The organism is Fusobacterium sp. JB019 (assembly GCA_030673965.1).
Lineage (GTDB): Bacteria > Fusobacteriota > Fusobacteriia > Fusobacteriales > Fusobacteriaceae > Fusobacterium_B.
Map to the genome: position 1 here is coordinate 454,747 of JAUTCN010000002.1, position 15,440 is coordinate 470,186.

At 27.1% G+C, this 15,440-nt stretch carries 14 protein-coding genes; 2 read left to right on the top strand and 12 right to left on the bottom strand.

The features are described 5' to 3' along the window. The first annotated feature begins 28 nt into the window (after positions 1-28). A complete protein-coding gene (locus Q7K47_02380) occupies positions 29-433 on the top strand; it encodes a hypothetical protein (protein ID MDP0506054.1) in 405 nt (134 codons plus the stop codon). Positions 434-768: 335 nt separating this feature from the next. Here the strand turns inward: Q7K47_02380 and Q7K47_02385 are convergent, their stop codons facing one another. The 6 genes from Q7K47_02385 to Q7K47_02410 all read right to left on the bottom strand — a co-directional run bounded on the left by Q7K47_02385 (position 769) and on the right by Q7K47_02410 (position 7,149). After that, a complete protein-coding gene (locus tag Q7K47_02385) occupies positions 769-1,164 on the bottom strand; it encodes an acyl-CoA thioesterase (GenBank protein ID MDP0506055.1) in 396 nt (131 codons plus the stop codon). Between the two features lie 109 nt (positions 1,165-1,273). After that, positions 1,274-2,488 carry an MFS transporter gene (locus Q7K47_02390; protein ID MDP0506056.1) on the bottom strand — a complete coding sequence of 405 codons (1,215 nt, stop codon included), beginning with the start codon at positions 2,486-2,488 and terminating at the stop codon, positions 1,274-1,276. A 133-nt stretch (positions 2,489-2,621) separates the two neighbouring features. Continuing rightward, complete coding sequence (locus tag Q7K47_02395) at positions 2,622-4,292, bottom strand: iron ABC transporter permease (protein ID MDP0506057.1); 1,671 nt, start codon at positions 4,290-4,292, stop codon at positions 2,622-2,624. 8 nt (positions 4,293-4,300) lie between these two features. Then, positions 4,301-5,356 carry an ABC transporter ATP-binding protein gene (locus Q7K47_02400; GenBank protein ID MDP0506058.1) on the bottom strand — a complete coding sequence of 352 codons (1,056 nt, stop codon included), beginning with the start codon at positions 5,354-5,356 and terminating at the stop codon, positions 4,301-4,303. A 91-nt stretch (positions 5,357-5,447) separates the two neighbouring features. Next, entirely contained in the window at positions 5,448-6,488 is a 1,041-nt protein-coding gene (locus tag Q7K47_02405; protein ID MDP0506059.1) for an extracellular solute-binding protein, read from the bottom strand. 37 nt (positions 6,489-6,525) lie between these two features. After that, positions 6,526-7,149 (bottom strand): PHP-associated domain-containing protein, encoded by a 624-nt coding sequence (locus tag Q7K47_02410; GenBank protein ID MDP0506060.1) that lies wholly within the window; start codon positions 7,147-7,149, stop codon positions 6,526-6,528. A 239-nt stretch (positions 7,150-7,388) separates the two neighbouring features. On the opposite strand from Q7K47_02410, the gene Q7K47_02415 reads away from it, so the two are divergent. Beyond that, positions 7,389-8,216 carry an outer membrane protein OmpK gene (locus Q7K47_02415; GenBank protein MDP0506061.1) on the top strand — a complete coding sequence of 276 codons (828 nt, stop codon included), beginning with the start codon at positions 7,389-7,391 and terminating at the stop codon, positions 8,214-8,216. Between the two features lie 60 nt (positions 8,217-8,276). On the opposite strand, the gene Q7K47_02420 is transcribed toward Q7K47_02415, so the two are convergent. From Q7K47_02420 to Q7K47_02445, 6 genes are all read right to left on the bottom strand, one after another. After that, positions 8,277-9,437 (bottom strand): putative manganese transporter, encoded by a 1,161-nt coding sequence (locus tag Q7K47_02420; protein ID MDP0506062.1) that lies wholly within the window; start codon positions 9,435-9,437, stop codon positions 8,277-8,279. A gap of 14 nt (positions 9,438-9,451) precedes the next feature. Further along, positions 9,452-10,198 (bottom strand): ABC transporter permease subunit, encoded by a 747-nt coding sequence (locus Q7K47_02425; GenBank protein ID MDP0506063.1) that lies wholly within the window; start codon positions 10,196-10,198, stop codon positions 9,452-9,454. Further along, positions 10,173-11,114 (bottom strand): ABC transporter substrate-binding protein, encoded by a 942-nt coding sequence (locus tag Q7K47_02430; protein MDP0506064.1) that lies wholly within the window; start codon positions 11,112-11,114, stop codon positions 10,173-10,175. Before Q7K47_02430 ends, Q7K47_02425 begins: the two co-directional genes overlap by 26 nt. A 45-nt stretch (positions 11,115-11,159) precedes the next feature. After that, positions 11,160-11,846, bottom strand: coding sequence for an ABC transporter ATP-binding protein (locus Q7K47_02435; GenBank protein ID MDP0506065.1), 687 nt, complete (start codon positions 11,844-11,846; stop codon positions 11,160-11,162). A 160-nt stretch (positions 11,847-12,006) separates the two neighbouring features. Continuing rightward, entirely contained in the window at positions 12,007-13,614 is a 1,608-nt protein-coding gene (locus tag Q7K47_02440) for an ATP-binding cassette domain-containing protein (protein MDP0506066.1), read from the bottom strand. 191 nt (positions 13,615-13,805) lie between these two features. Continuing rightward, positions 13,806-15,152, bottom strand: a complete 1,347-nt coding sequence (locus tag Q7K47_02445; GenBank protein ID MDP0506067.1) for an AAA family ATPase — start codon at positions 15,150-15,152, stop codon at positions 13,806-13,808. Positions 15,153-15,440: the final 288 nt, after the last annotated feature.

Below are 15,440 nucleotides of genomic sequence, written 5' to 3' on the forward strand. Positions count from 1 at the left end.
TTAATTTTATTTAAAAGGAGAGAATTTTATGAAAAAAATTTTAATATTTTTATTAACTCTAACTTGTTTTACATTAAGTTATCCTCAGACAAAAGCATTAAATCATCCTTTAAGCTTAGCTCCTACTCAAACTAAATTTATTCATCCTTTAGATTTTAATGGAAGTAAAGGAGAAAAAGATAAAGTTATCAGCTATATAGAAGAATTAGTTGAAAATCAAATGGCTCTTATTGGTATGGAATCAAATATTGTAAGCAGAGAAATGGAAGAAGCTGAACTTGTTGCTTTTAAAAAATTAACAAAGGCTAAAGATAGAAAACTTTTAAATAATCTAATATCTCAACTTCGCTATACAGGAAATATAAGTTATGTAGTATTAGAACAAATGTATGACTATGAAATTTCTGCTAGTGATAAAAAATTAGAATGGTAAAATTTAAAGAGCATATCAGAAATGATACGCTCTTTTTTTTAACTGAACAATATATTAAGCCACAATACGTGAGTCCATGTTAACTTACCTTCTTGTGCTAATTTAAATATAAAATAACTTATTGGAATAAATATTATTATAGAAAGTAAATATAGAAATTCTACCAAAGTAAATCTTCTCCAAAAAGCTAATTTATTATATAACCTTTTCTTAATTCTTTTGAAAACTTTAATCTTGTTCCCCCTTCAAAACTTTAATTTCAAAAATAAATACCAATCAAAAAGTGGTAGATATTTTCTACCACTTTTAATATTCTAGTTTTTGTATATTTTAAATTATTTAGGTATTTGCATTGGGTTTCCGTTTTCGTCAACCGCTACATATACTAAAGTTGCCTCAGTTACTTTTACATGATCTTTCTCATATTTATTTCTTTGAGCAACTACCACTACTTTTACAGTAATAGATGTATTACCTACTTTTTCTATTTTTCCATAGCATGTTATTAAATCTCCTACATATACAGGTTCTTTAAATATAAAATCAGTTACTTTTACAGTTACAATTCTACTTTGAGTTCTTTGTGCTGCTACCACGGCACCTGCTTGGTCGACCTGTGACATAATCCATCCTCCAAAAATATCTCCTGAGGGGTTAGTGTCTGCTGGCATTGCTATTAAACGTAAAGCTGGCTCCATTTCGTGTTGAAATCCTGTGTACTCTTTACTCATATTATCTCCTCCTATATAATTTTTAAAATTTATTATTTTTAAAGAATGTTACTGATGTTATCTATATACATTATAGCCTTATTCTAGGTATATTGTCAATTTAAACTTTTTACTTTTCTAACTTTACTTTATAAGCTATAAAGATATTTCCAAAGGAAATAAGAGCTGCAAAATAAAATATATATTGAGGCCCAAAAACATTCCAAACTAGTCCACTTAAAATAGCGCAACTAATAGAAATAAAATGATCCATACTCATTCCAAGAGAAAGTGTTGGAACAATTTCATCTGGACTAACTGCTATATTTTTTAAATATACAGTTCTAATAAAACTCATCTGTGTTGATAATTTATCAAGAATAACCATAAAGTAACCTAGTAATACTGGCCACCCTATTGTTGATAATTTCCCTGTAACATAACCAGTTGTAAGCAATCCAAATAAGAAATAAACTCCTACAAATGAAATCCCGTCAGCATATAATAATTTTTTCACGCCAAATTTATCTAATAATTTTCCTAACATTGGAATAAAGAAAATTCCAATAAATGCTCCTGCAATTGAAAGTAATGCTAGAGTATCTGCTTTTTTACCTAATATAGAAATTAATACCCACGGTCCATAAACTAACATAATTTGTTTTTGAACACCGAACAAAATAACAAGTATATAATAAAATTTATATTCTTTTCTAAAAATAAATTTCGTCTTTTTATGATGCATTACTGGATGATTCAATGTTTTATCTAATACAATTAATAATCCCAAAACTACTAATAAAAATAAACCTGCTAATATAAATGGCCATTTAATTATTGTTACAAAACTAAAAATATTTAATTTAAAACAAACAAATACAAGCATTGAAGATAACATCAAGAAAGCGACAGATGTTCCTTTAAATTGTCCCATACGCATACCTAATTTATCTGGATCCACAAGAGACATTCCAATACCGTCAACAAGAGGCATAAATAAATGAGAACCTAAAGAATTTATAAATAAGAAAATAAGCATTATTGAAAAGGATGGAGTAAATAATCCTAAATAAATAATTCCAACAATACTAAGTATTTGAGCACACATAGACACCCTTATATCATTTAATGATACTAAAAGTGAAATAATAATTACAGCAAGTACACCTGGGGTTTCCCTTGGAAATTCAATAATTCCCCTTTGAAATGCAGTTATATTATATGCATCTTTAAAATAATTTGAAAATATCTCCATACTCATACCCTTAGCTAAAGCTGTAAAGGCTAAAATATAGAAATATATTTTTACTTCTTTTTTCATTTTCTTAAATTCTATCCATTTCATAATCCCTCTTTTCTGTATTATAATGTTGATTTGGTGATATAATACAATTTTTATAAAATAAAGTAAGTATACCTTATATTAAGACAAATTACAATAAAAAAATTTGATGAAATAAAAAAAGTGATAGAAATTTCTACCACTTATATTTATTCTTTAAAACACTAGATATGAAACTTAAGATAAGTATGAATACTATTGTCAAAACACCGTAAGCCATAGCTAGTCCTATTTCATATTCAAAAACTGCATTTACCATGGCAATTGAAATTGGCTTATTTGCTACAGTATATAAATATGCAGAACTTGTATATTCTCCAACACATCTTATAAATCCAAGAACTACTCCTGAAACTATACCTGGCATAATAATAGGAAGTGTTATCTTTCTAAAAGTATAAATCCAAGAAGCACCTAAACTTTTAGAAGCATCTTCATAAGCATCATTTAAATTATACATAGAAATATTTGTACTCCTAAAAATAAGAGGTAATATTCCTATGAAATAAGATAGGGGAAGCAAGATATATGTTCCCACAAGAATTTTATTCAAAGAAAAAATACTTGTCTTATTAAATGTATTAATTAAGTTTATTGCTATAGCACTTGCTGGAAGAGCCCATGGAAGCATAACTAAACTTTCTATTAAAAACTTAAATTTACTTTTAGTTTTAACAATTAGATATGAACATGGAACTGCTACAACAACTCCTAATAATCCTGCCATAACAGACATATTTATACTATTTATAAATGGCTTTAATGTATTTGATCTTGTAAAGATTTTTATATAATTACTCAAAGAAAAATCCTTTGGGAAAATTTCAACTAACCATGTTCCAGATGTAACAAAGGACAAGATAAAAATAGTTATCACTGGAAGAATAATGAAGAAAATTAAAAGAAATGTACATGTAATAAAAAGTTTTCTAACTATAGAATTTTCTATTATAATTTCTTTTATCTCAACACTTTTTACCTGTGCAGGAAAACTACTTTTTTTCTCATAATATCTACATACAAAAAGAAATACAAATGCTATTAGTGTCAGTAGAATAACTTCCACAGAGGCAATATCCATATGATTGTTTGATTTTGCAAATAATATCTGAGTTGTTAACACACGAAATTTTCCACCAATTAAGCTTGGAGCTGAAAAAGATCCTATCCCTCCTATAAATGTCATTATACTAGATCCAAGTAGAGCTGGTTTAATAACTGGGAAAATAATTGAAAAGAATATCTTAGAATTCTTAGCTCCTAAATTTTTAGCAGCTTCAATAGTGGAATAATCTATATGCTTAATAGCTACAGAAACATTTATAAAAAAATAAATATACTGAGTATAAGCATGTACAAATAATATCCCCCAAAATCCTGCAAATTTAAATGGAATCTTATCCAAATGAAAAATCATTTCAATAGATTTTGTTATAATTCCACTCTCACCATAAAGCTGTATAAATGCTATTACTATTATTACACCAGGAACCATAACAGGGGTAAATAAAAGTTTACTAACTATATTCTTACACGGAAATTTGAAATATCCAATAAAAAAAGCTAGAGAAGTTCCTATAAGTCCGCAAACAATAACCGTAGAAAATCCAAGTAAAATAGTATTTATAATAAAAGCTCTATTTGTTTTTAACAATAAAAAGTTTTTATAATGAGAAAGGCTAAAACTATCTCCTTCTAAAAAACTTAAGTTTAATGTCTTTAAAGTTGGAATTAAAATATATCCAACTAAAAAAACTAATAATATAATCGCAATTAAATTTTCATATCTTTTATTTGATTTATTCATTTAATCACCTAATCCCTAAGAAGCTTTATTGCATTTTTAGGAATTTCAATATAAACTTCTTTGGAAACTAAAAATTCATTATAATTATCTAAACTATTAATCTTAGTTACTATTATCTTAATATCCTTTACATTAACAGTATATTTAATAATATTTCCATTAAATTGAATATTTTCAATAACTCCCTTAAATTCATTTTCACTCATAGCTTTCTTTGTTCTTATCTTTATATGCTCAGGACGAATGGATATAAATGATTCCATTGAATATTTTTCTTTTAATTCTAAATTAAAATCATCCTTTAAGCATATATTTTTAAAATTACTATAAGTTTTATCTATCTTGAAAAGATTAGTTTCTCCTACAAAATTAGCAACAAAAGAATTTACAGGACTTAAATAAATCTCATTTGGAGTCCCAACTTGAACACATTCACCATTATTAAATATAGCAATTTTATGTGATATTGTAAGAGCTTCCTCTTGATCATGAGTTACAAAAATAGTTGTTATTCCTAATTTTTCTTGAAGAGCTCTAATATCATGTCTCATTTTTATTCTAAGTTCAGCATCTAAATTGCATAAAGGTTCATCTAGCAATAATATTTTTGGTTCAGTCACAAGAGATCTTGCAAGGGCAACTCTTTGCTGTTCCCCTCCAGATAATTCTGATATTTTTCTGTCCCCATAATTATTTAGCTTAACTAAATCTAAATATTCATCTACCTTCCTACCTATATCTTTTTTAGAAATCTTTTGCACTTGCAAACCATATGCAATATTCTCATATACAGTCATATGAGGAAATAAGGCATAATTTTGAAATACCATTCCTACTCCTCTTTTTTCAGGAGAAACAGCTGTGATATCCTTATCCCCAAGTAAAATATTTCCACTATCTAATTTTAAAAAACCTGCAATTGCTCTAAGTATCGTTGTCTTCCCGCAACCTGATGGACCTAAAAAAGTAAATAAACTTCCCTCTTCAATATCAAGACTCACATTTTTAACAACTGTCTTTTCATCAAATTTCTTAGTTATATTTTTAATAATCACATTATTCATATAATACTTGTATGATAAACATTATCTAATATTATCACACATCCTCCTTTATATAAAAAAAGGGCAATAGCCCTTTTAATTATTATTACTCTTAGTCGTTGTTACTTTTAATTTCTGAATCCCATTTTTGCATCCAGTCAGATTGATTTTCAGATAATACTTTCCAATCAACATCCATTGCTTTAAATTTAATTTCTTGCATCCATTTTGGAGAAGTTGCAATAGCTGCATCTAAAGTTGGCATACGATTAAATTCCACTGCAAGTTTAGATTGAATTTTTGCACTTCCAGCAAATTCTAAGAATTTAGCTGCTGCATCTTTATGCTTAGCATTTTTTATTACTGCAATAGCATCTGTAATTACAGGTGAACCACTTTCTGCATTTATTATTTCTAAAGGAAGACCTTTTTCTTTATTTACAATTATAGAACTTAAAACAGCAAAACTTAAAGAAGCTTCTTTTCTTCCAACAGCTTGGAATTGTAATGATCCACTTCCATAATATTGTTTTGTATTAGCATCTAAAGCTTTCATAAATTCCCAACCTTCAGATAATTTTCCTTCTTTTTCATATTGATATAATAGACTTGAATATGTTGCTTTAGCTGAAGATGATCTTGCATCTCTAAACACTAATTGATTTTTATATTCAGGCTTTATTAAATCGCTCCAGTCTTTTGGTGCTTCTCCCTTACTTAACATTTCACTATTGTAAAACATTACTACTGGAGTTTGAATTGTTCCGTACCATGTACCATTTGGATCTTTAAATAAAGGATTTAAATCCTCTGCCCAAGATGGAGTTGTTTTTTCAAAAACATCTTTTTTTGATAAGTCAATGAATAATGATGAAGCTCCACCATACATGATATCTGCTTGAGGTGCATCTTTTTCAGCTAATACTCTATCAGCTAATGCTCCCTTTAAATTTATATAATCTACTTCTATTCCAGTTTCTTTTTCAAATTCAGAAGCTACAGCCTCTATTAAATTCTCTGGATGAGTAGAGTAGATAACTAATTTCTCATCTTGAACCTTTTGTTTTGCAACCTCTTTTGATTCTTTTGAACCACAAGCTGTTAAAGTAAAGATTAAACTTGCAACTAATATTTTTCCTAGTATTTTTTTCATTGATACACTCCTTATTATTTTAATTTTATACAATTTTTTAAACGTTTATTTCCATATATTTTCCATCTTTATATATGGCTGGCCTTACTCTTTTATTCTTAAGAGCTTTTATTAAATCTTCTTCTGTTTCAATGTTATCTAAAAATTTTGTACAAAATTTCCCTATTGCATCATTAGTATGACAATCACTAGCTGCTGTTGTTGATAAACCTAATTCTACAGCATGCTTATAGGCATTTAAATTATTATAGTCTTTTGTACTCCCATTAAAAGTTTCTATACCAGCAAGACCTTTTAAGTCCCTTAACTGTTTACCACAACCTCTGTTATTTTCTCTAAAAGGATGGGCAGCAATAGTAACTCCCCCCTTAGAATTAACTAAATCTATTAATTCTTGGGCATAAAGCTTTTCTTTTGGAAGATCATCTAATCCGAAAACTAGTATATCTCCTTCATGCGTTAGGATTTCAGCTCCTACAAAGACCTTAAAATTATGTTCTTTCCCATAATTTTTTACGCATTCTTTTGCTCTGTTTGTATCATGGTCTGTGATACATATTCCGTCAAGTCCCATAGCTTTGGCTTTGCTAACAATTTCCGCAATTCCAATGAAGCTATCATCTGAACCTTCTGCACAATGCATATGTGTGTCTATAAACATTCTATCTCCTTCTTTCTAAATATTTTCATATAAGCTAATTACAGAATAAAAGCTCCCACAAAATGAGAGCTTCAAATAAACTAACTTATAAGTTTACAGGATAAATTATATCAGTTACCCTTATAAAAGTCAATAATTAAGAGAAGTTAATATTCTCAAAATAGATTTTATATAAACTGAATTTAATTTTTATGCTATAATAATCTAGCAATACATTATATTTTTACGGGGAGAAAAAATTGAAGAAAAAACTGTTAATTATTATTATGCTATGCTTTGGTCAACTGGCAATGGCAAAATACGAACCATGGAATTATAATATGGTTCAAGTAAGTTTATTTAGCGGAAATAATGCTGCTGATGGAACTAGAGGAAGTGTTGACGATATTTATGCTGAGATGGAAGGATTTCATAGACATGATTTATTAGATTTATATTGGTTCAATGATTTTTTTGATATCTCAAACTCTGGAAGCAGTGATATGCACGGAGTAAAACCTAGTATTTATGGAGAGTTTAATCCACGTATCTCTTTAGATGGACTTTTAGGAAAAGATCTTTCTATTGGAAGATTCAATGAATGGTTCCTTTCGTATCAATTTGATTATGATAATGGAGACTATAAAGGTGGACTTAGACGTCATCAAATAGGAATAGGAAGTTACTTTGATTTAGAAAAATTTGATTATGTTAGAGTAAACTTATTTGCAAGATATGCAACAAAATCATATGGTAAACCAAATGAAAATAAATGGGATGGTTATTTATTTAACGTAGCTTATATGGCTCCTTTATACACATTTGAAAATGGATGGGTACTTTCATATAGTGGATGGATAGATTATGTTTTCGGTGCTAAAGAATCTGAAAAATATAATAATAGTTGGAATAATACTTCTGGAACTGATAATTCTCTTCAATGGTTTAATCAACTTAAACTACAAATAGATAATTTTGGTGTTTCAGCTTCAGTAAAAGTTAACCATAGTTTCACTGAAGTAAATAATAGTCCTTCTAATTCTAGTGATTCTACTCAGTATATTTTAGGAGTTCATTATAAATTCTAACCATTACATAAAAAGAAGTTACAAAGGTAACTTCTTTTTTTTATTTCTATTTTTTTTATTTTAATATCCCAAGAGATAAAAAATTCCTCCTGCTATTACTGCTGGTACAAGTGAATATAATGTTACCCATAGAGCTGATTTCTTATTAATAGCAAGAAGCGGGAAAAGAGCATCTCCGTCATTACATATGGCATTAGCTATTAAAGCTGAAAAAGGTAGAGCCCCTGTCACATAAAGAGTTGCAAGTACAATCTGAGGACCGCATCCTGGAATAAGACCTATAAGTACTGCTACTATCACAACAAGAAATCCATTTTTATTCATTAGATTTATTAAAACTTCTTCTCCTCCAAGAATTTCAAGACCAACTTCATATAATAAGAAGGCCATAAATATCCAAGTAATTACAAAGGCTGTTTCTCCAGCATTATGTACCAAAGTTTCTTTTAAAGATTCTAATTTACTTTCAGTCTCACCGATATTATCATCTTTTATAATTTTTTTAGAAATAATTGTATAAGCTATAGAAAAAAATGTTCCAAGTGCTCCTATAACTCTAAGATTTTTAATTGGAAAAGCAGTGTCTAAATCTATTTGCATAAGATCCATAACTCCCAAAGCAAATCCTAAAACTGCAAACACCCAAAATATTTTATATCCTTGATTATGTCTAAATAAATAAAAAATTCCTTCTAAACTATTTTTATGTTTGCTTTCTTTTTTTGCATTTAATTCAAGCTCTGTAGGTTCATCTTCAAATTCTTTATGAAGTTTTTTTAATTCTTCTTTAGAACTTATTTTTTCTATTAAATTAATACCAACATTAAAAAAATCTATTAGATAACCTGTTATTATAGCTACTATAAAAGATATTATTGAAACAACTAAAAATATTTTAGGAGAATATACAATTATTACAAAGGCAGCGTCTCCCATGGTAGCAATAACTGTTGCTATTACCGTACCAAAACTTACTTTCCCTAAAAGATAAAGAGGCATTACCATTATAGCTCCTCCGCATCCTGGAGTAAGTCCCAAAAGAGCTCCAAGAACCACTTGCAATTTTTTTCTTTCTTCTATAGTTTTAACCAATTGCCCTTCTGTCTTATAATTAATATATCCAAATAATAGTAGAGTTATTCCTACAAAACTTCCAACAGCTATAAATGTATCAGCTGCTGCACCGTATACTATGCTAAAAAAATTGTTTAATAAACTCATACCTTCTCACCCCTTTAAAATCTTTTAGTAATATTACTTAATATAATTTCAAAAGAACCTCCTATTATTAAAGCAACTAAACACCATGCAAAAACTCCAGGAGTGTTTAAAGCTGTCTTTTCAATTTGAAGAAAACTTCCAATAGAATTAGGAAGCTCACTTAATACTTCTGCTGCTATAATAATTTTTAAATTTATAGATAAAGCGTTATTAATTCCTGCTAAAATAAATGGTTTCATAGATGGAATATAAATATCTTTGATTAAATCAAATGAACTAATCTCATATATTTTAGACATCTCAAGTAAATTCTTATCAACTGATTTTATTCCCTTTAGATTATTTTCATATAAAATAGGAAAGATAATTAAAAAACCTACAAATATAGTGGCATATCTTGATTTTAACCATATAAGAGCAAGCAATATAACCCCCATAGTTGGAATTACTTTTATTATAGTTACTACTGGTTTTAAAAGATAATAAATCACATTATTAAAGCCTGCAAGTAAACTAAGTGTCATCGCTAACATAAAAGATATAAAAAATCCAAGTAAAACTCTTTTAATTGTCCCAAGAACTGTAACTATAAAATAAGGTGATTTTATAATAGAAACTAACTCACGAAAAGTTTCTTCAGGAGAAGGAACTATTATACTTTTATTTATTACTACCGCTAAAACTTTCCATATTATAAGTAAAGATAAAATAGATAGCACTGTATAAATTTTTTCTTTATTTTTCATAATAGAATTTATCATCTGGCAACTTACCTCCAACTAATTTTGGATTAAATTCTAAAAGAACTTTAAAATATTCTTCTAGCTCTTTTTTAGAATCTTTTGCACTTTTAAACATTAAATTACTTCTTTTAATTGATGAAGCAATCATTTTCCCTTGATTTTTTTTACTAAACTTTGAATTAATTTCTCCTGCTTTAATAGGGTTAGCATTAACCCATCCTATACTTTCTTTATAGTTTTCAACAAATTTATCTAAAAATTCCTTATGATTATTTGCTAAGTCAGCTTGTACAACCATAACTCCTTGAGGAATATCTGCCTTTGAAGCTTTTTTCCATTCATCTTGAATATTAAAAATAATATGAGTATCTTTTTTCTTCATTAATACTGATGAAAGAACAGGTTCAGGTATGATTGCTGTATCAATTTTTCCTGCTAAAAATAACTGGGCTACTTCAGGAGAACTATTTGTATAGCTTATCTTTATATCTTTTCCTACTTCTAAGCCATTCGCCTTTACAAGATATCTTAAAATAGCATCAGGAGTTAAGTTTCTTCCAATGGAAACAACTTCCTTTCCTTTTAAATCATCCCAAGTCTTAATAGATTCATCTCTTGAAACTAAATATAATACTCCCCAGATTGATGTTGAAACTAATCTAATATCAATTCCCTTATTATATAAATTACTTGCTAAATTTGAAGGGATAATAGCTATATCAGCTTCCTTTGATATTATTTTAGATGCAAGTACATCTGATGCATTTAATATTTCATATTCTATATCTTTATTTAAAATTCTTTTATTTTCATCCATTGTTTTTAATAAAGTCATAGCTGGTGCCCCTGCTGGTGAAACAACTTTTATTTTATCATTTCCAAAGATAGTTAATGATAATAATGTAAAGATCAACGCAATTATATTTTTTTTCATTTCTTCTCCTTTTGTAAGTTCAAATTATTAAAATTTTATTATGTATTAAATCAATAAATCTATTACCTTGTTTCTTGTATCTATTAATATTTTTTCTGTTAACTTTCTTTTATCTTGAGGGATATCAATTTTTATCTCTTCAAGTAAAACTGTTGGTTTTTTAGATAAAACAAGTAATTTATTTCCAAGCATCAATGCTTGATCAATATTATGAGTTACCATTAAAATAGAATTTTCACTTTCCTGCCAAACTTTTATTAATTTTTTAATCATTTGAAGAGAAAGAGTATAATCAAGAGATTTAAAAGGTTCATCCATAATAAGAAGTGGCGCTTTAAAATTAAATGCCCTTGCAATGGAACATCTTTGTCTCATTCCTCCGCTTAATTCTCTTGGATAATTATTTTCAAATCCTTCTAATCCAATTTCTTTCATTAATTTTAATATATCTTTTTTCTCTGAATTTTTATTAACAAACTGAATATTTTCATATGCTGTTTTCCATTCAAGTAATCTATCTTCTTGAAAGACATATGAAATTTTACTCACATTATTTTCAATTGTTCCTAAATATTCTTTGTTTAAACCTGCTATTATATTAAGTAAAGTTGATTTCCCGCATCCTGAAGGTCCAAGTATGCATACAATCTCTTTTTTACCAATTTCAAAAGATATATCATCAATAACTTTTAAATCATCAAAACTTTTAGAAATATTTTTAATCTTTATCATGATTTTCCTTTCTGTTTTTATACTAATATTAATATTACTGTCTACTTAATGATATAATATCCCTAAAAATTTTGCAATACTAATTATTTTAATATTAGTATTAATTTTCTATGAATACAAAAAAGGCTAGAAAAATATTCTAGCCTTTACTCTTTAATTTTTAACCTCTTTGTTTTTCTCTAAACAATCTATCTCTAATGTCAAACATTTCAAAATCAATCATTCTTAATAATTCTTTATCATGAGTTACTAGTACAACTGCACCATCATATTCTTTTAACATATTTGCAATTGTAGTTCTTGAATAACTATCCATATAAGTAGAAGGTTCATCTATTATAAGTAAATGAGTTTCAGATAAGATATTAGTAAATATTTCAAGTCTCTTCTTCTCTCCACCACTTAGCATAAATAATTTTTTACTTTTAAACTCTTCTTCATAGTTGAAAAGAGAATCAATAGCTTCATCAATAAAATCTTGATTTAAACCAGTCTTATCTTGGATATATTCTCCAATTCTCATATTTTCATCTTCTAAGATATTTTCTTGACCTATATAAGCAATCTTTGCCTTAGGATTTACTTCAATAGTTCCTGTAGTAGGTGTTTCTTCACCTAAAATCATCTTTAATAAAGTTGACTTCCCGCTTCCATTTTCTCCTACAATACACATTTTTGTATCTTTTAATATGTCAAAATTAACATTTTTATATAATACTTTCTCAGGAAATTCTTTAGAAACATTTTTAACTGAAACCATTACATCCCCAATATATTTATTCATTATAAAAAATCTTTCAGTTCTATAATCATAATCATGTTTTGATTCTTTAGAATGTATAATTTTTCCTTTTTCTAATTCTTCTAATTCTTTTTCCATTCTTCTTAAGATTACAGCATGAGAACGTTTATCCTCAACTCTTTCTAATAATATTTCTTTTCTTCTAATTCTTTCACGCATTTCTTCTATTTCAGCATCTTTTTCTTTATTTTCTTTTTTTTCTTCCTTCAATTGAAGCTTTTTATCTTTTTGATAAGTTCTATAATCTCCTTCAAATGTAGTTACTCTATAATTATCTACATCAAAGAATTTATTTGAAAATGATCTAATAAAATCAACATTATGAGAAATAACTAAAAATGCTTTAGGACTTTTATTAATAAAGTTAGCTAACCAATTAGTTTTCTTTTTGTCAAAATATGATAATGGCTCATCTAACATTACAAGATCAGATTCTTTGAATAAAGCTATTGCAATTCTTACATACTGCTTTTCCCCACCACTTAAATCTTTAAATTTTCTACCTAAAGTATTCCCTAATTCAAATACATCTATAAATTCAGATTGTAAATGAAGATAATCGTATGCTCCTAAACTTTCAAATATATCTGAAGCTTTTTGAAATTCTTCCATTACTTTTTCATCATTTTCTGCTTCTCCAGTAAACTTAGTAGAAACTTCTTCCACATAAGCCTGAGCTTTTATTATATGTTCAAATGGTGAATCTAATAATTCTTTTACTGATTTATCTAAATCTACTTGTCCAAATTGATCAAAGTAAGAAATTTTTGTTCCCTCTTCAATTATTATTTCTCCATCAGTTGGATATTCATCTTCATTTATTAATTTTACTAAAGTTGTTTTCCCACTTCCGTTATTACCAACAATAGCAATCTTTTCTCCTTCATTTATCTCTAAATTAACATCTTCATATAATTTTTGAGTGAAATGTGATTTTGCTACATTTTTAAATTCAATAATATTCATTTATCTTCTCCTGTTTTTTTCGATTCTCTTGTAAATAACTCAAGCAATATAATAACATATATTTCACAAAATCCAAAATTAAACTGCAAAAAAAATTTATTAAATCATATTTAAAATAGACTATTTTTTAATTAAAAAAATCTACCAATTAAGATAGACTTTTTTGATTTATATATCTTTACTAATTCCCCCTAAAGAAACATAGCCATATAAATTGGTAAATGAACTACATTTTCTTTTATTAACACATCTTTTTGATATAAAATATATGATGTTCCTATTCTTTCTTTAAATTTATTTCTAAACTTATCAAGAGAAGAATGTTTTCTATAAGAAGCAGACTTTACTTCTATAGGAGATATTTTCTTAAAATTATTTTTATCTTTTATAATAAAATCTAATTCCATATTATTATTCTTGTTTTTATCATATTTTGAATAAAAAAATAGACTGTTACCATTTGTTTTTAGTATTTGAGCAACAACATTTTCCATAAGCATTCCTTCATTAATATTTAGTTTATTAAAAAGAACTGCTTTATATAAATCATTGTCTGTATAACTTCCATCCATAAAAGTTTGAGTTACAAGTAATCCAGTATCCATCAAGTAACATTTTCTTGTAGAAAAATCACAATTTAAACTAAGTCCAAGATTTGGATCTGTTGAGTTATAACAAGAATTAGAAATCATAGCATCATTTAACCACATAAAAGCATCTTCATATTCCCTATATCTTGCTTTCTTTGATATAGAACTTAATTTATATTTTTTTTCTTTTCTTGATAGTTGACTAGGAATTTCATCAAAAATAGATATTACTTTATTCTCATATCCCTTAGCAAATTTAGCAATATCATTTCTGTACAAAGTTAGTATATCTCTTTTAATTTCATCTACTTTTGCAAAATCTTTTGTTTCTATATATTCATTTACAGCTTGAGGCATTCCTCCAACTAAGATATACTGTCTAAAATCATTCATTATCTTTCTATGAAGTCCTTGTCCTAAAGGTTTTTTCTCTTCAAAACATAATTTTATAAGAGGAATTGTTCCTGTATCTCCTAAAGCCCATAAAAATTCTTCAAAATCAAGAGGATACATTTGAAGATGTTTTTCTTCTGATGGTAATATAATATTTTCTGTATTTCTCTTTAAAGAAAGTAGAGAACCAGTTTCAACATAATCATATCTTCCATCTTTTACTAAATATTTAATAAGTTGTCTTGCCTTAGGATATTGCTGTACTTCATCAAAAATAATTAGACTTTCCCTTTGAAACAATTGTACTCCATAAAATGCAGATAATTTCAGAAAAAATAAATCTAGATTTGTACTTTCATTTTCAAATATATCTATTATTTCTTTAGCTATATTTCCAAAATCTATGATTAGATAACTTTTATATTCATTTTTCCCAAACTCTTCACATAAAAAACTTTTCCCAATTCTTCTAGCTCCATCTATAAGCAATGCTGTTTTTCCTTGAGATTTTTCTTTCCATTCAACTAGGGAATTATATAGTTTTCTTCTTAACATTTGTTCCTCCTCTTTATAATTATTTTTTAAAATCACGTTTCCTTAAGTTTATTATACCATATTTATCACGTTTCCTTAAGTTTATTTTCTCTCGTTTATCACGTTTTCCCATGTTCTTTAAGCTCGAATTATCACGTTTCCTTAAGTTTTGATAAAAATAATAAGATAGGAATTTTTTCCTTTTTAAGAATGCAATTTTTTAAAATAAAAAGCGGAAATGAGAATAGTAAATTTTTAATTTTTACTCATGATTTACCAACTGTATTAAACTTGAAAAAAATATTTAAA